The sequence below is a fragment of the Streptomyces sp. NPDC088762 genome (genome assembly GCF_044750905.1).
In the GTDB taxonomy this organism is placed as follows: Bacteria; Actinomycetota; Actinomycetes; order Streptomycetales; family Streptomycetaceae; genus Streptomyces.
This window is the reverse complement of record NZ_JBIVKT010000007.1, coordinates 129,865-153,952: the sequence shown is the minus strand read 5'-3', so window position 1 is coordinate 153,952 and position 24,088 is coordinate 129,865. Positions and strand designations below refer to the sequence as shown.

Below are 24,088 nucleotides of genomic sequence, written 5' to 3'. Positions count from 1 at the left end.
CGTCACGATCCCCCTTCGTCGGATACGGCCCGGTCCGGAAGGGAGGAGGGGCGAGTGGCCCGCTCCACCCAGCGGACGACGTCCTGGGTACGGCTGCGCCACCCGAGTTCCGTGAGGACGTCCACGAGGGGCGTGCTCAGTTCGAGGGCCCGGCGCGGGTCTTCCTTGACCAGCAGGCGCCAGGCGGCATGGGCGTTGCCGGCCACCTGCGCGGTCTCGGTCCTGGGTTCCGCTCCCGCCCGGCGGCGGCGCAGGGCGGTGTGGACGAGCAGCTCCACGGTGGCGGGCAGGTCGCCGCGCCGGGCGAGCGTGAGCCAGGCCCGGGCGCTCAGGACGTGCACGGTGTGCGGGTGCAGCGGCCCGTACTCGGCCTCCAGCGCGGCTTCGGTCCGCTCCGCCAGGGCGATCGCGGTGTCGGTGTCCCCCGCCCCGTGCGCCGCCCACAGTCGCGCCCAGGCGTCCTGGTGGGCGTCCGGCAGCGGCGCGCCCCACTGCGCCGTGACGGGCCGGGGCGTGTCCGTCGGGGCGGGCCGTGCGGATGCGGCCGGACCGGACGGTGGGCCGGCGGCCTCGGCGGGTGGGTCCTGCGGGGGCACGCCGGGGTGGGGCGCGGAGAGGGTCGTCACGTTGCCGTCGGGGTCGACGACGAGGGGCCAGACCGAGCCGTCGGGCTCCTTGGCCGTGACCCGGACGGGCCGGCCCCGCAGTGCCGCGCGTACGCGGATCTCGGCGAGCGCGGCCCGCCGGGCGGCCGGGAGGTCGCCGGGCGGGGCACTGACCGGCTCGCCGTCGATGCTGACGCCGGAGGTGGTGAGGGTGATGGTGTGGACGGGGGTGGCCGGCACCTGGCCGGGGTCGATGGTCACGGGGTCATCCGCCCTTGGGGAAGTACGGGGGCGCCCAGCCGAGGTAGGTGGCGCCCCACTTCGTCTCGATCTCCGTCGCCGGGACGACGTCGATGTATCCGGGCCTGCGGATGTCGTTGCTCGCGATCTGGCCGTCCCCGAGGTAGACGGCGACGTGGCCGGCCCGCTGGCCGGTGTCCCAGTACATCAGGGCACCCGGAGGCGGGTTCCTGTCCTTGTCGTGCTTCATGCTGGCGGGCATTTCCTTGTAGTGGTCGATGGCGTAGCCGACGCCGGAGAACGACCATCCGTAGGCATGGGCGGTGAAGGCCAGGCACATCTGGTACCACTTCTTCGGACCGCTCCGCGCCTCTTCGCGGGCCGCCGCGATGGCGTCCTTCGTGCTCCGCGGGTTCTTGACCTCGGGGGGCCAGCCGGCGGCGCCATCGTGGAAGGGCGCACCCGGCTCGCCGGGCTTGCCGGGCTTTCCGCCGTCGTCCTCGCAGCCCCGACCGCCCGGCTTGTCGGGCTTGCCGGGCTCACCCGTGCCGCCCGGGGCGCTCCCGCCGGTGCCGCGCCGGTTCAGGTCGATGCCGGCGTCGCGGGCGATCCCGCGGGCGTAGTCCTCGTGCTGGTCGTAGAGGTCGGGGTAGGCGCTGCGCTGGACGGCCTGGGCGGCGGCGCCGTACTTCATGGACTCCCAGCCGCGGATGTCGGTCAGGCCGGGCGGGTCGCCGTCGTCGCCGCCCCAGAAGAACATCTTGGCGGCGTACTTGGGCTGCATGATCTGTTCCTTGGTGCCCCAGCCCGCGACGGGGCGCTGCTGGAACAGGCCGACCGAGTCGCGGTCGCCGTAGTCCAGATTCAGGAGCGTGCTCTCCTGCAGCGCCGTCATGAGGGCGATCAGGGTGGCCCGTCCGGACAGTCCGCCCTCCTTGGCGACGCCGTCGATGGTCTCCGCGTTCGCGATCTGCGCCTTCCGCATGCCTTCTCCGGGGCGCTGCGCGCCTCCGCCGCCGCCCTCGTCGTCCCCCGGGGTCACCCCCGGGCGGCCCCGGTCGCCGCAGCCGACGGCCGAGGCGTCCCCGCCGAGGGCGGCGACCAGCCCGAGCAGCAGCAGGCACAGGACGAGGACGACCGACACCACCGCGGCGGCCTTGAGCTTGAAGACGGTCCCCTTGGCTTCGAGCAGGAGGCCCGCCGCGTCACGGGCGCGCACTACAGGCCCAGGATCCGCGTGATGTGCCACTTCCCGTTGCCGGAGGTCATCAACTCCAGTTGCAGCACGGTGGTTTCGCTGTAGTCGGTGTAGCCGTCGACGTCCACGGTGGCCGTCGCCTGGCGCCACACCCGCAGCGGGGAGTCCCCGGGCAGGTCCTTCCCCGCCGGGGCCACCGCGACGGAGCGCACCTTCGACACGCCGCCCCGGCTGACGAGCTTGTCCCAGGCCGGGTCGGTGTGTTCGGAGAGGTTGACGACCAGGGCAGGCGCCATGTAGGCCTCGGCGCGCTGCACCACCGTCCGGTGCTTCTGGTCCTGGGGCGGGTTGCGGGTGAGGTAGATGCGCATGAACTGCTCGGCGACCCGGTCGGGGTTGCCGAGGTCGGCCGGCGGGGCCGCCGCGGAGGGCGGCGCGACCGAAGGCGCGGCGGAGGGCGGCGCGGAGGCCGCCGGTGCCTGCGCCCCGGCGTCCTCGCTCCCCGGGGCCGCGGGAGCCGACGCGGCCGCGGCGGGCTGCTTCTCACCGAGAAGGCCCGGCCACACCCAGCGGGCACCCGCGCCGAGGGCCAGCACCAGCACGACGATGATCACGGCCCCGGTGGGGCGGATCGGGTCGCGACGGCGCTGTTCGCGCACCCAGTCGTGGGACTGGCGCCGCACCTCCTGAAGGTGCGCGGCCTTCGCACGGCGCCGCTCGCGCCGGCTGCCGCCCTTCTTGACCTCCTCCGGGTACCTGACGTTGGCCAGGATGTCGCGCCACTCCTGTGGCGTTCGGTCACTCATGTCCGCCTGACCGGGGGTCGGAACGAAGAGGACGAGGTCCTCGCGGGACGGCGCGGGGGCCCAATCGGCGTGCTGCGGATGACGGTCCCCACGATGATGCGGGGCTCGGCCGGGGCGCCCGGGGCAGGGGCCTGACGGAACGCGAAGTTCGGCTGCCTGCCGGTCTCCGGGCGCATGACCGGCGAAGCCGGGGTGCCGGACGGGCCGCTCCCCTCGCTCGCGCCGTGAGCGGTGGCGGCACCGGCCGAGGGGCCGGGGGGCAGGGCCGGACGGACCTCCCTGGCCTGCGCGGGCAGGGCCGGACGCCCTTCCTGGGCGGGCAGGCCCGGACGCGACGGTGAACCGTGAGCGGCCAGAGCCGGGCGCGGCTCGGGTCCGGTGACCGCCGCGGTGCGGGCCGTCGTACCCGCCGCCCCCGAAGCGGATCCGGCAGTGGACCTGCCGGAAGTCCCCGCGGGGAGGGCGACCTTGGGTCGTCCGGCCGGGAGGGGAGCCGGGGCGGGCGGGCGCGCCGGGGGAACGCGGGTGACGGTGATGTCGGCCCCGTCACCGGATCCGCCGGAGCCCGAGGGAAGCCTCGGAGTGTTCCTTCCTCCGCCACCACCGCCGGCCCCGCCGGGGAGGGTTCCCCCGGGGCGGGGGTTGGAGCCGGAGCCGGAACCCTTACCGCCCTTGCCGACCATGCTGAGGGCACGGGCGGCGAGCATGCCGCCGATCGAGCCGCCCGTCGTGCCGCGGACCCCGAAGATCTGGGCGAGCACGGACCGGAACTGGAAGGCCACGACGGAGAGGGCGATGGACAGGCCCATGGTGGGCAGCCAGCCGTACTTGCCGAACATCTGCATCGTCGCGGTCTGCGCCGAGAGCACGGCGCCGAGCACCAGGGTCGCGATGAAGCTTTCGAGGGTGCGGGCGAGGAGTTGGTCGAACCAGGCCAGCCCCCACTGCCTCGGCCGCCCGGGAATGACCCAGAGGCAGGCGAAGAAGACGCCGGTCAGGAGCAGCAGCAGCGACCCCAGGAAGGCCGCCAGGGACGTGAACGCGAGGACCAGCAACAGGATCGCGAACATCAGGGCGACGATGACGGCGGGGATCAGCACCATGATGCGGCCGACGGGGGTCTCGCCGTTCACCCAGTCGCTCGAGGCGTCACCGACGTTGTCCTCGACGTTATCGTCGATGTAGTCCTCGCGGACGTCTACGTTGGTCCCCTGGTCCAGCACCTGCCGTCCATACAGCTTGCAGGCCTCCATGCTGCCGAATTCGGCGATGCACCAGGGAGTGGCGACGAACCCCCGCCAGATGGAGTCCTGCGACTTCCGCAACAGCGTGTCGCGGCCGTTGTCCGTGAACTGCGGCGGGTTCTTGAGCGCGAAGGGGAACTCGCCGGATCCGTCGCCGAGGCCCTCGGCCGTGGCGGTCATGGTGACGCTCGCCCCGACCTGCCGCGCCGAATCGACCCCGCTCACCCAGGACTGGGGGCTGGTCAGGAGGGATACGGACACCACACCCGAGATCAGGACCCAGGCGATCTGCGAGAGCCCTCCTCCTCCGCCGCCCTTCCTGTGCTGCACGAAGGCGATGAACCCGCCGACGACGAGGCAGCTCGGGAGAATGAACTCCATCAGGCTCTGTGAGGCGCCGCCGATCATCCCGGAGATGGCCTTCTCCATCTCCGGGATCGACGTGAACCGGAACACCCAGCCCACGATCACCGTCATGGCGAGGCCGATGATGAGGAGGAGGGCCATGAGGACGCTGACGATGAAGTGCATGCTCGAGTCGATGCCCTCGAACGACCAGAGGTCGGCGTCGATGAACCAGCGCCCCGGGTCGTACAGCTCGTACATCGTCTCCCCGCCCTTGGGGATGTTCCCGTCACTCGGAGACCAGAAGAGGTCGCCGATGCCGACCGGGTTGATGTCGGCGGCGTGTGCCTGGCCGGCGAGGACCGTGACGGAGGTGAAGGCGAAGAAGAAGGGGATCGCCACGGTTCTGAGCCGTGGCACGCGTATGGACATCTCCTACTCCCCTCCCGCGGTGAGGGCGGTGCGGACCAGCTCAGGCATGTCGGGCATGCGCGCCATGTCCTTCGGACGCACCTTCTCGCGCTGGTCGACTTTCCATGAGCCGCCCTCCTCGACCATGCGCAGTGCGACCCGCTGGGTCTCGTGTGGGTTCTTCGGCCAAGCAAAGGTGACCAGGACTCCGTAGCCGGCGAGGTGCTTCCCGACGGCGGGGACTTCGACGACGTCCGAGGCCTTGGACCGTCCCGCCTCCGGACCACTGCTGGAAGCGGAAGCGGAGGTTTCGTTCTCCGTGTTGGTGGCGACACACTGTTCGACCGTCTTCCCGCCCAGGAAGCCCTGGGACTCGAGCGGGCAGGCCTTCTTCCAGTCCTCGCGGATGGCCGCGTCCATGTAGGTCCTGGCCACCTCCATGGCCGCCGCCTTCGGGTCCGAGGAGCCGCAGCCCGTCATCGCCAGGGAGGCGGTGAGAACGACAGTGGCGACGTGGATCACGCGACGGCTCATGCGGGCACCTTCTCGGCAGCGTCGGAGTCCGCGTCGTGGCGCGCGGTTTTGGGGGAGGTGTCGAGGAGTTCGAGGAGTTCGAGGCTGGGGACGTCCCACTGGACGGTGGCGCAATGGAACCGGCGGTCGCGGATGATGCAGTGGCCGTGGCGGATCTCGCCGTCGGGCAGGAGGCCGACGGAGCGGATCAGGGCGCGGGTGTGGTCGTCCTTGGGCAGGCCCAGCAGTTCGGCGAGGCCGTCCTGCTGGCCCTTGGTGGTGAGCTGGAACCCGGCGACGGTGGTGAGCTGTTCGGTGATGCCGACGAGCTCGACGAGGCTTTCGGGGTCCTGCGTGTCCAGGAGGAGGGAGGTGCCCAGCGCGCGGCCGACGCGGGCGATGTACTGGAGGAAGTTGGCGCCTTCGCGGGTCGCGGTCAGGACGTGGACCTCGGGCACGCACACGCTCTTGCGCAGGTGGCGCAGGTCGCGACGGCCCGCGGTGGTGACGCCGTAGGCCAGCATGCTGTGCATCAGGGCCACCGACAGCCGCTGCGTCGGCGTCCACTCGTGCCGCCCGGCCTCGACCCCGGGCAGGGACAGGCCCGGCATCTGCACCACCCAGATCCCCGGCCCCGGGGAGATCAGCGGGGCGTCCCCGGTCGGACGGCCCATGAAGGGGGCGCCCAGCGAGGACTGTGCGAGTTCGTACAGGGCCTCGCCGGTCTCCCGGGCGAGGGGGTCCTCCATCGTGCGGAGGTACTCGATCACCTTCCACGTCGCCGGCTCCCCCGCCTTGACGACGGCGTTGACGGCGTGGGTGATGGGGGTTTCGGCGCCGCGCTGGCGCAGGTGCTCGGGGGCGGCGATGCTCAGCTGGGCGGGCACCTCCCCGCGGGCGGCGTCGATGCCGTCGGACGCCAGCAGCGTGAACAGGTCACAGGACCCCGCGAAGCGCGGGCCGGTCTCCACCAGGTGGGCGTTCAGGCCGTACCGGCGGCCGGCGTTGACCACGCCCCCGAGGTCCCCCTTGAAGTCCAGGGCGATCACGTGGGCACCGCGGAACGCGGCGTCCAGCATCGACAGCATCATCGCCATCGTCTTGCCACGGCCCGAACGACCCACGTAGGCCGTGGTCGTGGCATCGCCGCGGTCCGAACCCGAGGTGACGTCGTTACGGAACACCCCGGGCGTGGAGCCGGTCAGATAGCCGACGATCGGGCCGGTGTCGTCACCGACCTGCGCGCCGCCCCACCACCAGGAGCCGGCCAGCGCCGTGACGTCCCGGACGTGACCCAGGTCCGGCACCCGCAGCTGGTCGCCGGGCTGCGTCTCGATGAACAGCTCACGCTGCTCCTCCTCGCCGACGACCACCTCGATGCCGATGCCGCCGTAGTGGGTGATGACGGCGTCCACCCGGTCGCGGAGGTCGGCGAGCGAGACCGTGCTGGTCACGACGAGCCGTGGGTGGTCCTCTACGAGGGTGAGGTCCTCACGCCGCATGTCACGCGTGAGCCCGGCCATCACGTGCTCGGTCTCCTCGATCTCACGCCCCGGGTCCTCGGCGGACTGCCGGGCGGCCGAACGCCGTTGTTCCTTGGCCAGCCGCCGCGCCTCGTCGACCAGCTTCAGGGCGTCCCGCTTCGGCTGGACCCGGAACCGGACGCTCGCCTCGGGGGACACCGGCAGGATCAGCGCGGTGGGGTCGATGGACGGGTCGAGCTCGTCCTCGTCCACGTCCGGTACGTAGTTGATTTCGGACAGGACGCGCAGCCACTCGCCGTTGCCCGGGCTCTGCATCTCCTCCGGAAAGCCGGTCATGGTCAGGACGGCCGTCCAGGCGGCCACCTCACCCTGCGCGTCGACCACGCGCAGGTGGTCGGGGTGGGGGAGGATCCGCCCCTGGGTGAGCGCCGCCAGCTTGGCGCCCGTGATCGCTCCCCCGTGCGCCGCCGGGAGCGGAGCGCCCCGGTGCTGCTCGCGGGAGATCATCCACGCCAGGGTCTCGACCGCGGCCGGCTGCGCCTTCCACGGGCTGGCCTCCAGGCGGCGGCCGAGGCGGCGCATCTGGGCGTCGAGCTTGCTGAGCGTGCGTGCGGAGACGGTCGTCGAGGTGAGACCCAGCCCCTCCTGCACGCCGCGCTTTCCGACCGTCCGGGCCGCGCCCGCGCGCTCGGTCAGCCGGACGCCGAGGAGGAGGTGACGGGTGGGCAGGCCGATCTGCTCGAGCCTGCGCACGCGCAGCTCGGCCCACTCCTGCCACTGGCCGTGGCTGAACGTCTCGGCCGCCTCGGCGACGTAGTCCTCGGCGTGCAGGGGCGACCACAGCACGCGCAGGTGGCAGTCGAACCCGGCGAGGGTGCGGGCCAGGGCCGCGGCGGCGGCGTCGAGTTCGGTGTCGCGCGCGCCCTCGCTCATGAGGTCGGTGTTCGAGGAGGCGAGGGTGAACCAGGCCTCGGCGTGGCTGTCCGTGACGATCAGGCCGTCGGCGAGGGCGACGTACCGCGGGGCGCCGGCGGACCGGTCGCCGCCGATCCCGAGGAACGTGCCCACTCTCTGCAGGATCTTCAAGACGTTTTCCCCTCCTGGTGCTTCAGTGCTTTGCGGCCGTACGCGCGGGCCACGGCGTCGGGACCGTAGAGACGGGGCCGCGCGCTGAGGCGGACCGGTGCACCGGCTCCGGCCGGCACCGCCTCTTCGGCGCCGAGCCACCGCTCCAACGGCCCCCCGAGGGGGCTTTCGAGGAGGAGCTCGGTCCTCCCGGACCACCGGGCGCGGCGGCTGATCCACTCGCTGCGGGTGGCGGCGCGGCGGCCGCCGCAGATGATCGGCCGGTGGCCGAGCACCAGGTAGCGGGCCCCGATCGACCAGCGGGTCACGTTCCACCGGCGGTCCACGGTCCGGCTCTTCTGCGTGCCGTAGACCACGGTCAGCAGCGGAGGCAGGAAGTAGAACGTGAACGTGATCTTGGAAGGGAAGCCGAAGAGCAGGAGGAGGGGCCCCGCCCACGCGATGTAGAGCGCGAGTCCCATGACGAGCGCGCGGCGCGGCACGCCTTCGCCCAAGTCCATTCCGAGGAGCTCGTGCTGTCTGGTCTCCAGGTGGAGGTGCGCGGTGTAGGTGTGACCGACTCTCATCAGGCCCCCGCGACCTTTTTCCAGACGTCACCGAGGAGCGTCTTGACGCCGTCCGGGAACCACACGATTCCGGCGACGAACACGGCGGCGACGAACAGCGTCACCATCTCGCCCCATTCCTTCTTCAGGAAGTGGCCCAGGGCCCTGACCGCGAGGAAGGCGGCGAACAGGTTGCCGACGACGGCGAGGACCCAGCCCTTGAGGTCGGCGCCCGTGGTGAGCGCGAGCGTCTCGGAAGCGGTTTGGTGCAGCACAGGTTTCCCCCGTTGATGTGTTGACTGGCAGGCTGGAGCGACTCCACGACGACGGCTCACCTCGGTGGGCGCCGGTCACGGAGAGGTCAGAGGGTGCCGCCGCGGATGTCCGCGACCTGCCACCGCTGGGCGCCCGAGCTGGAAACCCGGGTGAGCTTCACGCGGTAGGCGACCTCGACGGTGGCGCCGCCGAGTGCCCAGGAGACCTGGGCGGTACCCGAGCGGTCGGCGTTGCCGGAGACGTCGACGGACCAGTTGACGAGTGCCTTGAACGCGATGCCCTGCGGCAGCGCCGGCAGTTGCGCGCCAGGGGCCGAGACGCTCTCCGTGTCACCGCCCGCGTAGGCGGCGAAGAACTTCTCGACGGTGCTCTTGGTCTGGCCGGTGAGCTCCGCGTCCGCCTCGGCGGCCGGCGTGTCGGGCACCTTGGGGCCCGCCGCCGGCATCCCGACCAGGCCGGGACGGCCCGTGACGGCGAACCGGCCGCCGGTCTCGATGACCGGGACGTCGAGTCCCAGCCAGCGGGCGCCGGGCTCCGTCCGGGGCGTGGTTCCCCCGGCCGGGGAGTCCGCGGACGGGCCGGGGGCCGGACTGGGAGAGGCGCCGGTGGACTGACCGGCCGGCGCGCCGGAACGGATGAGGACGTCGACGCGCACGAGCGCACGGCCGGCTGTCCCCGGGGTGACCGTGCCGGGCTGGACGGCCAGGACCTCCTGGCGGCCCTTGCCGTCCCAGCCCATGGTGCTGTCCGCGCCGACGGGAAGGACGGAGGCGAGGAGCGCGGCGCGCTCCTCCTTCCTGGCCTCGTCCCAGCCGAGGTAGGCGCGGGCGAAGCGGGCCGCCGCCGCCTGGGCGTCAGCGGTCGGGTAGGACGGCGCGGCCTGGGCCGGGGCGGAGGCGGCGGCCGGCGCCTTGGGCGGGACCACCCAGGAGCGGACGCCGGTCACGGCCGCGAGGGCCACCACGGCCCAGAGCAGGCCGCGGCCGAGCCTGCGGGCGAAGACCACACCCGATTTCTCGTCCTGCGCCACCCAGGGAACGGCCGGCGGCGCCGGCCGGCCCGCCGGCTCCCCGGGCGCGGCGGCGGCACGTTCACGCGCCGCCAGCTCGGCGCCGGCCGCTTCCCACGGATTCGCCGGCTGCGGAGCGGGCTTCTCGTCCTGGCGCGACGGCCCCGCCGTGACTCCCCGCTCGTTCCGGTCGACCGGTTCCGGAAGACCCATCACCTTCCGGGCAATTCTGGTAAACGAGCCCATCCCCCGCACTCCCCCGCCGAGTACCACCGGGGCCCACCGCCCGCCCCGTGTTCTCCTCGTCCATCCGCCCCACAGGACCGCGGGGGCAGCGCAGGCCCTGGCCTCACGCCGGTGCCTGCGTCCATCCCCCGAGACGCCATGAGTGTTTTGCACATGCAGCAGGGGCGACCATAAAACACGAGATGATCACTGGTCAAAAGGGTTCCGCGGCCGATAAGTCGACAACATGGCCCAGCGGTTGGACGAAGGGATCCCTCGCGCCTCGGCCACGCTCGAGGCAGCGAGCACCCCGTCACATAACGATCGGTCGGCCGGTTCCGCGCACCTCCGCGGCACATGCCTGCGGGCCCGGCCCATTGAGACGACCACCGCATCCAGGGCGGGTTTCCGCGCGCGCCCCGGACACCCTCTCGGCAGTATCAGCAGGTGGGAGACGTCGTGGGCACCTACCGCACCGCTCGACGCCGACGCGCGCGGCAGGGCTCCCGGGACCTTCCCGCTCGATCCGACCGTGGAACGGGAAACGCCCACGCCGAAATTGCTCCGCTCGGCCGCGGGAATGCGCCAGGCGAATGCGACGACGGCCCGCAAAATGACCGCGCCTGCTTATGGCGATGCCGAGCCGCAGCGAAAGGAGAGTACGGCCGAGCCGTTTTCCCGGGATCACCAAGGGGCTCCGCGTCAGCGGAACATCCGGTTCAGCAAATGTTCCGAAACGCGCAGCGAAGTCCTGAGGAAACCGCCCGGTGCGCGGGCCCACGCCGGATACACGCAGCCGGCGGATCCTCCGGTTCCGCACTCTCCGTGTGGCCTGGCACACATCCGCCGATCCGTGGGCCCCGGCACGCACGAGCGCCCCCGGCCGGTGGGCCGGGGGCGCTCGGGGACGTACGCCTGACACGTACCGGGTGCGGGCTCGCTCAGCCCGCGGCCAGGTGCCGTTCCACCGTCTCGACCTTCGACGTCATGCCGTCGGAGACGCCGGGGCGGATGTCGGCCTTGAGGATGAAGGAGACCCGCGGAGCCCGCGCCTCCACCGCGGCCACCGCACGCCGGACCACGTCCATGACCTCGTCCCACTCGCCTTCCACGGTGGTGAACATGGCGTCGGTCCGGTTCGGCAGCCCCGACTCGCGGACCACGCGGACCGCGTCGGCGACGTACTCCCCGACCTCTTCACCGACCCCCAGCGGGGTCACCGAGAACGCGATGATCATGCGCCGGCCACCTCGCGCGCACGGGCCGCGATCACGCTGTCGGCCTCGTCCCGCTTGAGCAGCCTGTCGCCGTACAGACCGCCGAAGGGCAGCAGCGCGAGCAGGAAGAACAGGGCGACCTTCTTGACCGGCCACTTCGCCTTGTTCCAGACGTCCAGCAGGAACACCGCGTAGATGACGAACAGGATCCCGTGCAGGATGCCGAGGGGCATCATCAGGTAGTCGATGTCCGAGATCCGGCTGAGCAGGGAGCCGAAGATCAGCAGGGCCGGGAACGACAGCGCCTCCGGGACGGAGATGAGGCGCAGCCGGTGCAGGGCGGAGGCGGTCTTGATGTCCACGGGGAACCTTCGGGGTGGAGGTCAGGGTCCGTCCCAGTGTCTCAGCCGCTTTGCGGGATCTTGACCCGGGCCCCCGGGCCCCTTCGACGTCCGGTTGTGGCACATATCGGCCACGGGCCCCTGTTCGGGTCCGCCCGGTGCCGATAACGTCATCCCGTGGCTCAGTTCCGACTCCAAGGCAGCAAGGTGCTCGCCGTCGACCTGACCGGGGACGCCGTGAAAGCGAAAAACGGCTCCATGGTCGCGTACGACGGTCAGATGGCCTTCAAGAAGATGACCGGCGGCGGCGAAGGCCTCCGCGGCATGGTGACCCGCCGGCTGACCGGCGAGCAGATGACCGTGATGGAAGTGCAGGGACACGGCACCTGCTTCTTCGCCGACCGCGCGAGCGAGATCAATCTCGTCAACCTGCGCGGCGAGAAGCTCTACGTCGAGTCCAGCAACCTGCTGTGCACCGACGCCGGTCTGCGCACCGGCACCACTTTCACCGGCCTGCGCGGTGCGACGACGGGCAACGGCCTGTTCACCACGACCGTCGAGGGCTCCGGGCAGGCGGCGATCATGTCCGACGGTCCGGCGGTGGTGCTGCGCGTCAGCTCCCAGTACCCGCTCTCCGTCGACCCGGGCGCCTACATCGCGCACACCGGCAACCTCCAGCAGTCCTTCCAGTCCGGCGTCAACTTCCGCACGCTGATCGGCGAGGGCTCGGGCGAGTCCTTCCAGATCCGCTTCGAGGGCGAGGGCCTGGTGTACGTACAGCCCAGCGAGCGCAACACCATCGGGGGCGACATCTGATGCCGTTCCGCGAGATCAACTCGAAGATGGTCGAGGCGCAGGTCGTCCCCGGGCAGAAGATGTACAGCCAGCGCGGCGCGATGCTCGCCTACCGCGGCGACGTGTCCTTCACCCCCAGCATCACCGGGGGCCAGGGCGGGGTCATGGGCATGATCGGGCGCCGGGTGGCGAACGAGCAGACCCCGCTGATGGAGGTCGAGGGCAGCGGCACCGTGATGTTCGGCCACGGCGGCCACCACATCCAGGTGATCAACCTCACCGGCGAGACCCTCTACGTGGAGGCCGACCGGCTGCTCGCCTTCGACGGCACCCTGCAGCAGGGCACGATGTTCATGGGCTCGCAGGGCGGGGTCATGGGCATGGTCCGCGGCCAGGTGACCGGCCAGGGCCTGTTCACCACCACCCTCAAGGGCCACGGTTCGGTCGCCGTGATGGCCCACGGCGGGGTCATCGAGCTCCCGATCCAGCCGAACCGCCCGGTCCACGTGGACCCGCAGGCGTACGTGGCCCACCACGGTGACGTCCGCAACAAGCTCTCCACCGCCCTCGGCTGGCGGGACATGGTGGGGCGCGGCTCGGGTGAGGCGTTCCAGCTGGAGCTGTCCGGTCAGGGCGCGGTGTACGTACAGGCCTCGGAGGAGAAGCTGTGAACTTTGGCCCCGTGACCGGCGGGCCCGGCGGGCCGACGGTGTTCGACCCGTACGCCCTGCCGTCCGACGACAACGTCAACCCGTACACCTTCTGCGTGGAGCTCAAGGGGAGCCAGTGGTTCCTGCAGAAGGGCAAGATGATCTCGTACTACGGGAGCATCGAGTTCAACGGCATCGGCAACGGCCGCTTCGACCGGCTGCTGCGCACCAGCTTCCACTCGCCGCTCCACGCGAGCGACTGGGTGGTGGCCGAGGGCCAGGGCAAGATGCTGCTGGCCGACCGGGCCTTCGACGTGAACTCGTACGACCTGGACAACGGGAACCTGACGATCCGGTCCGGCAACCTGCTGGCCTACCAGCCCTCCCTGGCCCTGAAGCAGTCGATCGTCCCGGGTTTCCTGACGCTGATCGGAACCGGGAAGTTCGTGGCGGCGTCCAACGGCCCGGTGGTGTTCATGGAACCGCCGCTGCGCGTGGACCCGCAGGCACTGGTGGGCTGGGCCGACTGCCCCTCCCCCTGCCACCACTACGACCACGGCTACATGTCGGGTGTGATCGGCGGACTGCGCTCGCTGACCGGTATCGGGGGCTCCTCGGGCGAGGAACACCAGTTCGAGTTCGTCGGCGCCGGGACGGTGCTCCTCCAGTCCTCGGAGATGCTGATGGCCGAGCAGGCGGTGGGTACGGTCGGCGCGGGCGCGGCCACCGGCAACGCACAGGGTGTTCCGGGGGCCTCTCAGGGCCCGCTGGGGCAGCTGGGCGTGCCGCGGATGCCGGGGCAGCTGGGTGATCTCCAGCGCCGCTTCGGACTGTGACCACCCGAGCCATTTTTGTACGCAATTCAACTTCTTAGGTAGAGTTCATTCATGGAGACCATGGAGACCGAGACGGCCACGCGCTGGCTGACCGATTCCGAGCAGTGTGCGTGGCGCACCCACCTGGACGTCAGCAGACTGCTGATGCACCAGCTGGAAAAGGATCTCCAGCCCTTCGGACTCACCAACAACGACTACGAGATCCTCGTGAACCTCTCGGAGTCGGAGGGCCACCGGATGCGGATGAGCGATCTCGCGACCGCCACCCTGCAGTCCAAGAGCCGGCTGTCCCACCAGATCACGCGCATGGAGGCGGCGGGCCTGGTCCGCCGCGTCAACTGCGAGTCCGACCGCCGCGGCCTCTTCGCGGTCCTCACGGACGAGGGCATGGAGACGATGCGCAAGGTCGCCCCGCACCACGTGGCGTCCGTCCGCAGGCACTTCATCGACCTGCTGCCGCCGGAGGCCCTGGCGGCACTGCGCTCCTCGCTGACGCCGGTCGCCGAGCACCTGCGCGGCACCCGCGGCAAGGCCTGACCAGGGCTTTCGCCCTCCCGGCGGCGGGATGTGGCGAGCGGCCGGACAATGGGCGGGAACGCTCGCTGCCGGCCGCCCGTCCTCGGGCAACCGCAGGTCCGCGGTCATGGCCGGCCTGAGGAGGTCCAGCCCATGAAGCGCAACGTGTACGTCTCCGCGGCCGCGTCCGTGGTCCTGCTCGTGGGAGGCCCGGCGGCCGCTGCCGCCGCGGCGTCCGCAGACACGGCGCGAACGGCTCCCGCGGCCACCACCGTCGCCCGGGCCGATGTCACGGCCGAGGGGGCTGCCGCCGCGGCCCTGAAGGAATACCCGGGGGTGGTCGAGTCCCTTGACCGGGACGCCAACGTCTGGCACGTGGACGTGATCACCAAGGACGGCAAGGGCCACGCCGAGCTGGAGGTCGACGCCGCGACCGGCAAGGCCACCCGCAAGCACGTCGACACCGACCAGAACGCCGACAAGTACAAGGCCCTGCTGGCCGCCAAGGTCACCGCCGAGCAGGCTGCCAAGGCCGCCGTGGCGGCCCACCCGGGCACGGCGTGGACCGTCGAGTGGGACTCCGACGACGACAACGGCAAGGCGCCGTACTGGCACGTCGAGGTGAAGGGCTCCGACGGCACGACGTGGGACGCCTCCGTGGACCCCACCACCGGCAAGGCGACCGCGCAGTCCGACTACGACGAGAGCGACAGCGACAGCAACAGCGACGGCGGCGAGAACGGCTGACCCGCCGGCCCCGTACGCGACGGGAGCCGCGCCCCGGGTGGGGCGCGGCTCCCTTCACGTGCGTCAGGCGTTGGGGCGCTTGCCGTGGTTCGCCTTCTTCTTCTTGCGTGCTCGCTTCTTGTTGCCGCGCTTGGCCATGAGCCACTCCCTGGTTCGGGGCATTCCGGGCGTTCGCCAGTCTAGGGTCCGGCGGGCCCGCCCGCACTCAGGCTTCGGTCAGACTCTCCAGCAGCGTGTCGGCGGCCGCGTACGGATCCAGCTCCCCGGCGGCGACGCGGCCCGCCAGCGCCTCGATCCGCGCGTTCCCGTGCAGATCGGCCATCCGGGCACGCAGGGCCGTCACCGCGATGGTCTCCACCTCGCGCGCCGCACGCGCCGTGCGCCGCTCGGCGAGCACGCCGTGCTCGTCCATCCACGCCCGGTGCTTCTCCAGCGCCTCGACGAGCTCGTCGATGCCCTGCGCCCGCGCGGCGACGGTCTTGACGATCGGCGGGCGCCAGTCCCCCGGGCCACGGGACTCCCCCAGACCCAGCATGTGGTTCAGCTCGCGCGCGGTGGCGTCCGCGCCGTCCCGGTCGGCCTTGTTGACCACGTACACGTCGCCAATCTCCAGGATGCCCGCCTTCGCGGCCTGGATCCCGTCGCCCATCCCGGGAGCCAGCAGCACCACCGAGGTGTCCGCCTGCGCGGCGATCTCCACCTCCGACTGTCCGACCCCGACCGTCTCGACCAGGATCACCTCGCAGCCGGCCGCGTCCAGCACCCGGATCGCCTGCGGGGCGGCCCAGGCGAGACCGCCCAGGTGGCCCCGGGTGGCCATGGAGCGGATGTAGACCCCCGGGTCGGAGGCGTGGTCCGACATCCGCACCCGGTCGCCGAGCAGCGCCCCGCCGGAGAACGGCGAGGAGGGGTCGACGGCGAGCACGCCGACCCGCTTCCCGGCCTTGCGGTAGGCGGTCACCAGCGCCGAGGTCGAGGTCGACTTGCCGACGCCCGGCGACCCCGTCAGCCCCACCACGTACGCGTTCCCGGTGAGCGGCGCCAGGGCCGCCATCACCTCGCGCAGCTGCGGGGACGCCCCCTCGACCAGCGAGATCAGCCGGGCCACCGCTCTCGGCCTGCCCTCACGTGCCTGGGCCACCAGCTGGGGGACGTCCACCGCCGTCATACGTGCTGCGCTCCTCGGTTCTCGTACGGGGTACGGGTGCTGCTGCCGCCCTCGGGCGGCCGGGTGCTCAGGCCCCGGGGACGCGGACGATCAGGGCGTCGCCCTGGCCGCCGCCGCCGCACAGCGCGGCCGCGCCGACCCCGCCGCCGCGGCGCTTGAGCTCCAGCGCCAGGTGCAGCACCACACGGGCGCCGGACATGCCGATCGGGTGCCCCAGGGCAATGGCGCCACCGTTGACGTTCACCTTTTCCGGGGTCACCCCGAGGTCCTTCATTGACTGCACGGCGACCGCCGCGAAGGCCTCGTTGATCTCGATGAGGTCCAGGTCGGAGACCTCCAGGCCCTCCTTCTTCAGGGCGTGCAGGATCGCGTTCGACGGCTGCGACTGGAGGGAGTTGTCCGGGCCGGCCACGTTGCCGTGGGCGCCGATCTCGGCGAGCCACTCCAGACCCAGCTCCTCGGCCTTGGCCTTGCTCATCACGACCACGGCGGCGGCGCCGTCGCTGATCTGCGAGGAGGTGCCGGCGGTGATGGTGCCGTCCTTGGCGAAGGCGGGACGGAGCTTGCCCAGGGACTCCGCCGTGGTCTCCGGGCGGATGCCCTCGTCGTGGGCGAAGACGACCGGCTCGCCCTTGCGCTGCGGGATCTCGACCGGGGTGATCTCGGCCTCGAAGACGCCGTTCTTCTGCGCGGCCGCGGCCCGCTGGTGCGAGGCGGCGGCGAACTCGTCCTGCGGGGCGCGCTCGATGCCCAGGCGGGTGTTGTGCTTCTCGGTCGACTCGCCCATCGCGATGTTCTCGAAGGCGTCGGTGAGGCCGTCGTAGGCCATCGCGTCGAGCATCTCGATGGCGCCGTACTTGTAGCCCTCACGGGACTTGGGCAGCAGGTGCGGCGCGTTGGTCATGGACTCCTGGCCGCCCGCGACCACGATGTCGAACTCACCGGCGCGGATCAGCTGGTCGGCCAGCGCGATCGCGTCCAGACCCGAGAGGCACACCTTGTTGATGGTCAGGGCGGGCACGTTCATCGGGATGCCGGCCTTGACCGCGGCCTGGCGGGCCGGGATCTGGCCCGCGCCGGCCTGGAGCACCTGGCCCATGATCACGTACTGCACCTGGTCGCCGGAGATCCCGGCCCGGTCCAGCGCGGACTTGATGGCGAAGCCGCCGAGGTCGGCGCCCGAGAAGGACTTGAGCGATCCGAGCAGGCGCCCCATGGGCGTGCGGGCCCCTGCGACGATCACGGAGGTGGTGTTGTTCGATCCGGACATGAGGCACAGCCCCTTGGATGAGGAGTGAACGAGGGTTTACGTCAATGTACTGAGCGGTACGGCGGCGGTCACCGGGCTGTCGGTGTGATCGCGCGCACGTTGCGTGACCGGCCTCCAGGGCGGTGCACTGGGTCCATGCTGACAAGAATCGACCACATCGGGATCGCCTGCTTCGACCTGGACAAGACCGTCGAGTTCTACCGTGCCACCTACGGCTTCGAGGTGTTCCACACCGAGGTCAACGAGGAGCAGGGTGTGCGCGAGGCCATGTTGAAGATCAACGAGACGTCCGACGGCGGCGCCTCCTACCTCCAGCTCCTGGAACCGACCCGGGAGGACTCCGCGGTCGGCAAGTGGCTGGCGAAGAACGGCGAGGGGGTCCACCACATCGCCTTCGGCACCGAGGACGTGCTCGGCGACTCGGAAGCCATCCGCGGCAAGGGCGTCCGCGTCCTCTACGACCAGCCCCGCACGGGCTCCATGGGCTCCTCCATCACCTTCCTGCACCCCAAGGACTGCCACGGCGTCCTGACCGAACTCGTCACCTCCAACCCCGACCACTGACGGACCACTGATGGCCCGATTCCCCGGCCGGTAGAGTGGCCATGGCTCGGCCGGGGTTCGGTGCGGAGACGGGGTCGGGGCCTGTGACCCCTGCCCCGGTATCTGACACCATTCCCCGGGGGCGTCGTTCAGCGGGCGAGCGATGCTCATTTGGGAGTGAGCTTGCGACCAGGGGACGGATGGGACCGCGCTGTGCGGGGCTACGAAAGCCAGGAGAGCCATCAGGCCGAGGCCGACCACCTCTCGCGCTTCGAGGCCGAGATGGAGCGGCTGAAGAAGGAGCGCGGGAAGGCCGTCCAGCACGCTGAGGACCTGGGGTACCAGGTCGAGGTGCTGCGCGCCAAGCTCCACGAGGTACGCCGAGCTCTGGCGTCCCGCCCCGCCTACGACGGCGCGGACATGGGGTACCAGGCGGAGCAGCTGCTCCGCAATGCCCAGATCCAGGCCGATCAGATGCGCTCGGACGCCGAGCGCGAGCTGCGCGACGCCCGGGCGCAGACCCAGCGCATCCTCCAGGAGCACGCCGAGCACCAGGCGCGCCTCCAGGCCGAGCTGCACGCCGAGGCCGTCAACCGGCGCCAGCGCCTGGACCAGGAGCTCAACGAGCGCCGCCAGACCGTCGAGGCCCACGTCAACGAGAACGTGGCCTGGGCCGAACAGCTGCGCGCCCGTACGGAATCGCAGGCGCGCCGGCTCATGGAGGAGTCCCGCGCCGAGGCCGAGCAGGCCCTGAACGCCGCCCGCGCCGAGGCCGCCCGGGTCGCCGAGGAGACGCGGCGCCGGATGGCCGCCGACGCCGAGGCCGCCCGCGCGGAGGCCGAGGCCACGCTGCTGCGCGCCCGCAAGGAGGCCGAGCGGCTGCTGACCGCCGCCTCCGCGCAGGCCCAGGAGGCCAGCGAGCACGCCGAGCGGCTGCGTTCCACCACCTCCGCCGAAGCGGAGCAGACCCGCCGGCAGACCCTCGACCTGGGCCGGGTCGCCGAGTCCCGGGTGCAGGAGGCCGACGCCGCCCTGCGCGAGGCCCGCGCCGCGGCCGAGAAGCTGCTCGCGGAGGCCAAGGAGAGCGCCGCCCGCCAGCTCGCCTCGGCGGAGTCGGTCAACGAGCAGCGCACCCGTACCGCCAAGGAGCAGGTGGCCCGGCTGGTCGGCGAGGCCACCAAGGAGGCCGAGGCCCTCAAGGCGGAGGCCGAGCAGTCCCTGGCCGACGCCCGCGCGGAGGCCGAGCGGCTGCGCGTGGAGGCAGGCGAGCAGGCCCGTACGGCGGCGGCCGAGGACACGGCCGCGCAGCTGGCGAAGGCCGCCCGCACCGCCGAGGACGTACTGAACAAGGCCTCGGAGGACGCCCGGGCCACCACCCGCGCCGCCTCCGAGGAGGCCGAGCGGATCCGCCGCGAGGCGGAGGCCGAGGCCGAGCGGCTGCGCGCCCAGGCCGCGGCCACGGCCGACGAGCTCAAGGGCGCCGCGAAGGACGACACCGAGGAGTACCGGGCCCGTACGGTCGAACTCCAGGAGGAGGCCCGCAGGCTGCGCGGCGAGGCCGAGCAGCTGCGCGCGGAGGCCGTCGCCGAGGGCGAGCGGATCCGCGGCGAGGCCCGCCGCGAGGCGGTCCAGCAGATCGAGGAGGCGGCCAAGACCGCCGAGGAACTGCTCGGCAAGGCCAAGGCGGACGCGGACGAGCTGCGGGGCGGGGCGACCGCCGAGAGCGAGCGGGTCCGCGCCGAGGCCGTCGAGCGGGCCGGCACCCTGCGCAAGCAGGCCGAGGAGACCCTGGAGCGGACCCGCGCCGAGGCGGAGCGGCTGCGCGCCGACGCCGAGGAGCAGGCGGAGGCCGTACGGGCCGAGGCGGACGCGGCGGCCCTCGCCCGGCGCGAGGAGACCGAGCAGGCGCTGGCCGCGAAGCGTGCGGAGGCCGAAGAGGAACTCGTACGGCTGCACACGGACGCCGAGAGCCGGCTGAGCACGGCCGAGCAGACGCTGCGCGACGCCCGCACGGCCGCGGAGAACATCCGCAAGGAGACCACCGAGGAGACCGACCGGCTGCGCGCCGAGTCGGCGGAGCGGATCCGCACCCTCCAGGCGCAGTCGGAGGCGGAGGCCGAGCAGCTGCGCACCGAGGCGGCGCAGGACGCCGGCCGGGTCCGCGCGGAGGCCGAGCAGGTCGCCGTACGGCTGCGCGGCGAGGCCGAGGCCGAGGCGGAGCGGGTGCGCTCCGAGGCGCAGGAGACCGCGGACCGGCTGCGCGCCGAGGCCAAGGCGGCGGCCGAACGGGTCGCCGCCGAGGCGGCGGAGGCGCTGGCCGCCGCGCAGGAGGAGGCCGCGCGGCGCCGCCGGGAGGCCGAGGAGACCCTGGCGTCGGCCCGTACGGACGCGGAGCTGGAGCGGGCGCAGGCCCGCGAGCAGAGCGAGGAGCTGCTGGCCGCGGCCCGCCGCCGCTCGGAGGAGGCGCAGGCCGAGGCGGCCCGCCTGACCGAGGAGGCCGAACGGCGCGCCTCGGAACTGGTGTCGGCGGCGGAGGCCACCGCCCAGCAGGTACGGGACTCCGTGGCCGGTCTGCACGAGCAGGCCGAGGAGGAGGTCGCCGGACTGCGCAGCGCGGCCGAGCACGCGGCGCAGCGCACGAAGACGGAGGCGGAGGAAGAGGCCGAGCGGGTCCGCGGCGACGCGTACGCGGAGCGGGAGCGGGCCACCGAGGACGCCAACCGGATCCGCAGCGAGGCCCGTACGGAGACGGACGCGGCGAAGGCGCTGGCCGAGCGGACGGTCGCCGACGCGATCGCCGAGGCGGAGCAGCTGCGCAGCGACACCGCCGAGTACGCGCAGCGGGTGCGTACGGAGGCGACGGACGCGCTGGCCGCGTCCGAGCGGGACGCGGCCCGTACCCGGGCGGACGCCCGCGACGACGCGAACCGCATCCGCGGCGAGGCGGCGGAGGCCCTGGAGTCGTCCCGTGCCGAGGGAGCGCGGATCATCGGCGAGGCGACGGCGGAAGCCGAGCGGCTCACCGCGGAGACCCTCGCGGCCAACGAGGCCACCGTCGGCGAGGCCGCGGCCGAGGCCGAGCGGATCACCGCGCAGGCCGTGGAAGCGGCGGACGCGACCCGCGCCGAGGCGGCGGGCACGCTGGACGAGGCACGGTCGGAGGCCAACCGGCTGCGGACCGAGGCCGCCGAGCAGGCGGACCGGCTCGTCACCGAGGCGGCCTCGGAGGCCGAGCGGCTCATCGAGGAGACCCGCGCCGCCAACGCGGTCACCGTGGGCGAGGCGGAGGCCGCCGCACAGGTGCTGCGCACGAAGGCGGAGCGCCTCACGGCGCAGGCCGCCGAGACGCTGGTCGCGGCCGAGCGGGACGCGGCGCGCGTCCTGGTCGACGCCCGTACCGAGGGCGACCGGCTCGTCGAGGAGACCCGGGCGGCCAACGAGGCCACGGTCGGCGAGGCCGCGGCGGAGGCCGAGCGACTGCGCACGGAGGCCGCGCAGGTGCTGGACGAGGCCCGCGCGGAGGGCGGCCGGATCATCGGCGAGGCCACCGCGGAGGCGGAGCGCGTCACGGCAGCGGCGAACGAGACCCTGGCGAGCGCCGAGCAGGAGTCCGCGAGGACGCTGGACGAGGCCCGCGAGGAGGCCAACAAGCGCCGCAGCGAGGCCGCGGAGCAGGCCGACCGGCTCATCACCGAGGCTGCGGCGGAGGCGGAGAAGCTCACCGCCGACGCGGCCGCGGAAGCGGACCGGCTCACCGCCGAGACCCGCAAGGCGAACGAGCGGACGGTCGGCGAGGCCGCGAACGAGGCCGAGCGGCTGCGCGCGGAGGCGTCGGAGGCGCTGTCCTCGGCGCAGGAGCACGCGACCCGCACCCGGTCGGAGGCCGAGCGGGTCAAGGCCGAGGCGGCGAGCGCCGCGGAGCGCGTGCGAGCGGAGGCCCGTACGGAGGCCGAGCGGCTGCTGGACGAGGCCCGCGAGGAGGCCAACAAGCGCCGCAGCGAGGCGGCGGAGCAGGTCGACCGGCTCATCACCGAGTCGGCGGCGGAGGCCGACAAGCTCGTCTCGGATGCTCGGAAGCAGGCCCTCGCCGCCACCACGGCGGCCGAGGAGCAGGCCGACGCGATGGTCGACGCGGCGCGCAAGGAGGCCGCGCGGATCACCTCGGAGGCGACCGTCGAGGGCAACTCCATGGTGGAGAAGGCCCGTACGGACGCGGACGAGCTGCTGGTCGGCGCGCGCCGGGACGCCGCGGCCATAAGGGAGCGGGCGGAGGAGCTGCGCGGCCGCGTCGAGTCCGAGGTCGAGGAGCTGCACGAGCGGGCCCGCCGGGAGTCGGCCGAGCAGATGAAGTCGGCCGGCGAGCGCGTGGACAAGCTGGTGCGGGCCGCGACCGAGCAGAGCGTGGCGGCCGAGGCGAAGGCCAAGGCGCTGGTGTCGGACGCGAGCAGCGAGGCGAGCAAGGTCCGCATCGCGGCGGTGCGCAAGGCGGAGGCGCTGCTCAAGGAGGCCGAGCAGAAGAAGGCCGAGCTGGCCCGGGAGGCGGAGAACGCCCTGGCGCAGGCCAAGGCGGAGGCGGAGCGGCTCGTCGAGGAAGGGCGCCGAGAGCTGGAGGTCCTGGTGCGCAGGCGCGAGGACATTCAGGCGGAGATCTCCCGTGTCCAGGACGTTCTTGAGGCGTTGGAATCATTCGAGGCGCCTTCGGGTGGCGGGAAGCCCGCGATCGGCGGCCAGGGCGCGGGGGGCGTGAAGGCCGGCGCGGCAGCGGGGTCCACTCGTTCGGGTGGCAAGACGTCAGAGGGGTAGTCAGCGCACAGGGATGTGTGCCTCTGATGGAGGTTCAGGCGAACGAGTGACAAGCATTCTGTCGCCTTGCCACTCAAAAGGGGTGTCATTGTCCAGATCAAACGCGGATTGACTCGATGACACGCCGCTTCGGCGCCTAGGATTCCCCTTAACACCTCACGTAGCACCTCATCGGTCTCATTCGACAGGAACCCCATGAGCGACACTTCCTCCCCCTTCGGCTTCGAGCTCGTGCGGCGTGGTTACGACCGTGGTCAGGTGGACGACCGCATTACCAAGCTGGTCTCCGACCGCGACAGCGCCCTTGGACGTATCAACTCTCTGGAAAAGCGGATCGAGGAGTTGCACCTCGAGACGCAGAACGCCCAGGCCCAGGTGAACGACGCCGAGCCGTCGTACGCGGGTCTCGGCGCCCGGGTCGAGAAGATCCTGCGGCTGGCCGAGGAGGAGGCGAAAGACCTGCGCGAGGAGGCCCGTCGCGCGGCCGAGCAGCACCGTGAGCTCGCCGAGTCGGCCGCCCAGCAGGTGCGCAACGACGCCGAGTCGTTCGCCGCCGACCGGAAGGCGAAGGCGGAGGACGAGGGCGTCCGTATCGTCGAGAAGGCCAAGGGCGACGCGTCGACCCTGCGCGCCGAGGCCCAGAAGGACGCGGCCTCCAAGCGCGAGGAGGCCGACGCCCTGTTCGAGGAGACCCGCGCCAAGGCCGCCCAGGCCGCAGCGGACTTCGAGACCAACCTGGCCAAGCGCCGCGAGCAGTCGGAGCGCGACCTGGCCTCGCGTCAGGCCAAGGCGGAGAAGCGCCTCGCGGAGATCGAGCACCGCGCGGAGCAGCTGCGCCTGGAGGCCGAGAAGCTGCGTACGGACGCGGAGCGCCGGGCCCGTCAGACCGTGGAGACCGCGCAGCGCCAGGCCGAGGACATCGTGGCCGACGCCAACGCGAAGGCGGACCGCATCCGCAGCGAGTCCGAGCGCGAGCTCGCGGCGCTCACCAACCGCCGCGACTCCATCAACGCGCAGCTGACCAACGTCCGCGAGATGCTGGCGACGCTGACCGGTGCGGCCGTCGCCGCCGCCGGTTCCCCGATCGACGACGAGCCGGTCACGCGCGGGGTTCCGGCGCAGCAGAGCCGCTGACCGCCGCGTCCGTGGCCACCGGGTCGCCCGGTTCGCCCGTTTGACGACCAAAGCAGGGCCGTGCGTCACCTTTCGGAGGTG

General features: G+C 72.3%; 22 protein-coding genes. 8 read left to right on the top strand and 14 right to left on the bottom strand.

Translation table 11 applies throughout. From position 1 onward, the window contains the following. Positions 1-2: 2 nt before the first annotated feature. The 11 genes from ACIP5M_RS18695 to ACIP5M_RS18645 form a co-directional block, all read right to left on the bottom strand. Entirely contained in the window at positions 3-866 is an 864-nt protein-coding gene (locus tag ACIP5M_RS18695) for a hypothetical protein (protein ID WP_401198291.1), read from the bottom strand. A gap of 4 nt (positions 867-870) precedes the next feature. Beyond that, positions 871-2,064, bottom strand: coding sequence for a peptidase M23 (locus tag ACIP5M_RS18690; RefSeq protein ID WP_401198289.1), 1,194 nt, complete (start codon positions 2,062-2,064; stop codon positions 871-873). Then, complete coding sequence (locus tag ACIP5M_RS18685) at positions 2,064-2,849, bottom strand: hypothetical protein (RefSeq protein WP_401198287.1); 786 nt, start codon at positions 2,847-2,849, stop codon at positions 2,064-2,066. Before ACIP5M_RS18685 ends, ACIP5M_RS18690 begins: the two co-directional genes overlap by 1 nt. Continuing rightward, a complete protein-coding gene (locus ACIP5M_RS18680; RefSeq protein ID WP_401198286.1) occupies positions 2,846-4,870 on the bottom strand; it encodes a hypothetical protein in 2,025 nt (674 codons plus the stop codon). The genes ACIP5M_RS18685 and ACIP5M_RS18680 overlap by 4 nt, the downstream gene beginning before the upstream one ends. A gap of 3 nt (positions 4,871-4,873) precedes the next feature. Further along, positions 4,874-5,383 carry a hypothetical protein gene (locus ACIP5M_RS18675; protein WP_401198284.1) on the bottom strand — a complete coding sequence of 170 codons (510 nt, stop codon included), beginning with the start codon at positions 5,381-5,383 and terminating at the stop codon, positions 4,874-4,876. After that, positions 5,380-7,932 (bottom strand): ATP-binding protein, encoded by a 2,553-nt coding sequence (locus ACIP5M_RS18670; protein WP_401198282.1) that lies wholly within the window; start codon positions 7,930-7,932, stop codon positions 5,380-5,382. The genes ACIP5M_RS18675 and ACIP5M_RS18670 overlap by 4 nt, the downstream gene beginning before the upstream one ends. Beyond that, positions 7,929-8,498: a hypothetical protein gene (locus ACIP5M_RS18665; RefSeq protein ID WP_401198281.1), complete on the bottom strand. Its 570-nt coding sequence runs from the start codon at positions 8,496-8,498 to the stop codon at positions 7,929-7,931. Before ACIP5M_RS18665 ends, ACIP5M_RS18670 begins: the two co-directional genes overlap by 4 nt. After that, positions 8,498-8,752 carry a hypothetical protein gene (locus ACIP5M_RS18660; protein WP_401198279.1) on the bottom strand — a complete coding sequence of 85 codons (255 nt, stop codon included), beginning with the start codon at positions 8,750-8,752 and terminating at the stop codon, positions 8,498-8,500. The genes ACIP5M_RS18665 and ACIP5M_RS18660 overlap by 1 nt, the downstream gene beginning before the upstream one ends. Positions 8,753-8,838: 86 nt before the next feature. After that, on the bottom strand, positions 8,839-9,975 hold the full coding sequence (locus ACIP5M_RS18655) for a conjugal transfer protein (RefSeq protein ID WP_401198277.1): 1,137 nt from the start codon (positions 9,973-9,975) through the stop codon (positions 8,839-8,841). Positions 9,976-10,928: 953 nt separating this feature from the next. Beyond that, positions 10,929-11,225, bottom strand: coding sequence for an MTH1187 family thiamine-binding protein (locus tag ACIP5M_RS18650; RefSeq protein ID WP_401198276.1), 297 nt, complete (start codon positions 11,223-11,225; stop codon positions 10,929-10,931). Continuing rightward, positions 11,222-11,566 carry a DUF3817 domain-containing protein gene (locus ACIP5M_RS18645; RefSeq protein WP_401198274.1) on the bottom strand — a complete coding sequence of 115 codons (345 nt, stop codon included), beginning with the start codon at positions 11,564-11,566 and terminating at the stop codon, positions 11,222-11,224. Before ACIP5M_RS18645 ends, ACIP5M_RS18650 begins: the two co-directional genes overlap by 4 nt. Positions 11,567-11,722: 156 nt before the next feature. On the opposite strand from ACIP5M_RS18645, the gene ACIP5M_RS18640 reads away from it, so the two are divergent. The 5 genes from ACIP5M_RS18640 to ACIP5M_RS18620 all read left to right on the top strand — a co-directional run bounded on the left by ACIP5M_RS18640 (position 11,723) and on the right by ACIP5M_RS18620 (position 15,089). Next, positions 11,723-12,361, top strand: a complete 639-nt coding sequence (locus ACIP5M_RS18640) for an AIM24 family protein (RefSeq protein WP_401198272.1) — start codon at positions 11,723-11,725, stop codon at positions 12,359-12,361. Continuing rightward, positions 12,361-13,011 carry an AIM24 family protein gene (locus tag ACIP5M_RS18635; protein WP_401198270.1) on the top strand — a complete coding sequence of 217 codons (651 nt, stop codon included), beginning with the start codon at positions 12,361-12,363 and terminating at the stop codon, positions 13,009-13,011. Before ACIP5M_RS18640 ends, ACIP5M_RS18635 begins: the two co-directional genes overlap by 1 nt. Positions 13,012-13,022: 11 nt before the next feature. Next, positions 13,023-13,826 (top strand): AIM24 family protein, encoded by an 804-nt coding sequence (locus tag ACIP5M_RS18630; protein WP_401198543.1) that lies wholly within the window; start codon positions 13,023-13,025, stop codon positions 13,824-13,826. 60 nt (positions 13,827-13,886) lie between these two features. Continuing rightward, positions 13,887-14,363, top strand: a complete 477-nt coding sequence (locus ACIP5M_RS18625; protein WP_401198541.1) for a MarR family winged helix-turn-helix transcriptional regulator — start codon at positions 13,887-13,889, stop codon at positions 14,361-14,363. A 132-nt stretch (positions 14,364-14,495) separates the two neighbouring features. Next, positions 14,496-15,089: a PepSY domain-containing protein gene (locus ACIP5M_RS18620; RefSeq protein WP_401198268.1), complete on the top strand. Its 594-nt coding sequence runs from the start codon at positions 14,496-14,498 to the stop codon at positions 15,087-15,089. 63 nt (positions 15,090-15,152) lie between these two features. Here the strand turns inward: ACIP5M_RS18620 and ACIP5M_RS18615 are convergent, their stop codons facing one another. The 3 genes from ACIP5M_RS18615 to ACIP5M_RS18605 form a co-directional block, all read right to left on the bottom strand. After that, positions 15,153-15,227, bottom strand: coding sequence for a 50S ribosomal protein bL37 (locus ACIP5M_RS18615; RefSeq protein WP_099895366.1), 75 nt, complete (start codon positions 15,225-15,227; stop codon positions 15,153-15,155). A gap of 67 nt (positions 15,228-15,294) precedes the next feature. Beyond that, positions 15,295-16,257: a methylmalonyl Co-A mutase-associated GTPase MeaB gene (gene meaB / locus ACIP5M_RS18610; protein ID WP_401198266.1), complete on the bottom strand. Its 963-nt coding sequence runs from the start codon at positions 16,255-16,257 to the stop codon at positions 15,295-15,297. A gap of 67 nt (positions 16,258-16,324) precedes the next feature. Continuing rightward, positions 16,325-17,527 (bottom strand): acetyl-CoA C-acetyltransferase, encoded by a 1,203-nt coding sequence (locus ACIP5M_RS18605; RefSeq protein WP_401198264.1) that lies wholly within the window; start codon positions 17,525-17,527, stop codon positions 16,325-16,327. 135 nt (positions 17,528-17,662) lie between these two features. On the opposite strand from ACIP5M_RS18605, the gene mce reads away from it, so the two are divergent. The 3 genes from mce to ACIP5M_RS18590 all read left to right on the top strand — a co-directional run bounded on the left by mce (position 17,663) and on the right by ACIP5M_RS18590 (position 24,007). Next, the gene (gene mce, locus ACIP5M_RS18600) at positions 17,663-18,091 is read left to right on the top strand and encodes a methylmalonyl-CoA epimerase (protein WP_048476381.1); all 429 of its coding nucleotides are present in this window, start codon (positions 17,663-17,665) and stop codon (positions 18,089-18,091) included. Positions 18,092-18,283: 192 nt separating this feature from the next. Beyond that, positions 18,284-22,873 carry a polarized growth protein Scy gene (scy, locus tag ACIP5M_RS18595; protein ID WP_401198262.1) on the top strand — a complete coding sequence of 1,530 codons (4,590 nt, stop codon included), beginning with the start codon at positions 18,284-18,286 and terminating at the stop codon, positions 22,871-22,873. Positions 22,874-23,068: 195 nt separating this feature from the next. Then, entirely contained in the window at positions 23,069-24,007 is a 939-nt protein-coding gene (locus ACIP5M_RS18590; RefSeq protein ID WP_393829511.1) for a cellulose-binding protein, read from the top strand. Positions 24,008-24,088 lie beyond the last annotated feature (81 nt).

What these genes read in the sequence shown, in the direction of transcription:
- ACIP5M_RS18685 (WP_401198287.1), bottom strand. Translation starts at nt 2,849, where the DNA reads ATGAGTGACCGAACGCCACAGGAGTGGCGCGACATCCTGGCCAACGTC.
- ACIP5M_RS18680 (WP_401198286.1), bottom strand. Translation starts at nt 4,870, where the DNA reads ATGTCCATACGCGTGCCACGGCTCAGAACCGTGGCGATCCCCTTCTTC.
- ACIP5M_RS18675 (WP_401198284.1), bottom strand. Translation starts at nt 5,383, where the DNA reads ATGAGCCGTCGCGTGATCCACGTCGCCACTGTCGTTCTCACCGCCTCC.
- ACIP5M_RS18665 (WP_401198281.1), bottom strand. Translation starts at nt 8,498, where the DNA reads ATGAGAGTCGGTCACACCTACACCGCGCACCTCCACCTGGAGACCAGA.
- ACIP5M_RS18655 (WP_401198277.1), bottom strand. Translation starts at nt 9,975, where the DNA reads ATGGGTCTTCCGGAACCGGTCGACCGGAACGAGCGGGGAGTCACGGCG.
- ACIP5M_RS18650 (WP_401198276.1), bottom strand. Translation starts at nt 11,225, where the DNA reads ATGATCATCGCGTTCTCGGTGACCCCGCTGGGGGTCGGTGAAGAGGTC.
- ACIP5M_RS18635 (WP_401198270.1), top strand. Translation starts at nt 12,361, where the DNA reads ATGCCGTTCCGCGAGATCAACTCGAAGATGGTCGAGGCGCAGGTCGTC.
- ACIP5M_RS18625 (WP_401198541.1), top strand. Translation starts at nt 13,887, where the DNA reads ATGGAGACCGAGACGGCCACGCGCTGGCTGACCGATTCCGAGCAGTGT.
- ACIP5M_RS18620 (WP_401198268.1), top strand. Translation starts at nt 14,496, where the DNA reads ATGAAGCGCAACGTGTACGTCTCCGCGGCCGCGTCCGTGGTCCTGCTC.
- meaB (WP_401198266.1), bottom strand. Translation starts at nt 16,257, where the DNA reads ATGACGGCGGTGGACGTCCCCCAGCTGGTGGCCCAGGCACGTGAGGGC.
- ACIP5M_RS18605 (WP_401198264.1), bottom strand. Translation starts at nt 17,527, where the DNA reads ATGTCCGGATCGAACAACACCACCTCCGTGATCGTCGCAGGGGCCCGC.
- mce (WP_048476381.1), top strand. Translation starts at nt 17,663, where the DNA reads ATGCTGACAAGAATCGACCACATCGGGATCGCCTGCTTCGACCTGGAC.
- ACIP5M_RS18590 (WP_393829511.1), top strand. Translation starts at nt 23,069, where the DNA reads ATGAGCGACACTTCCTCCCCCTTCGGCTTCGAGCTCGTGCGGCGTGGT.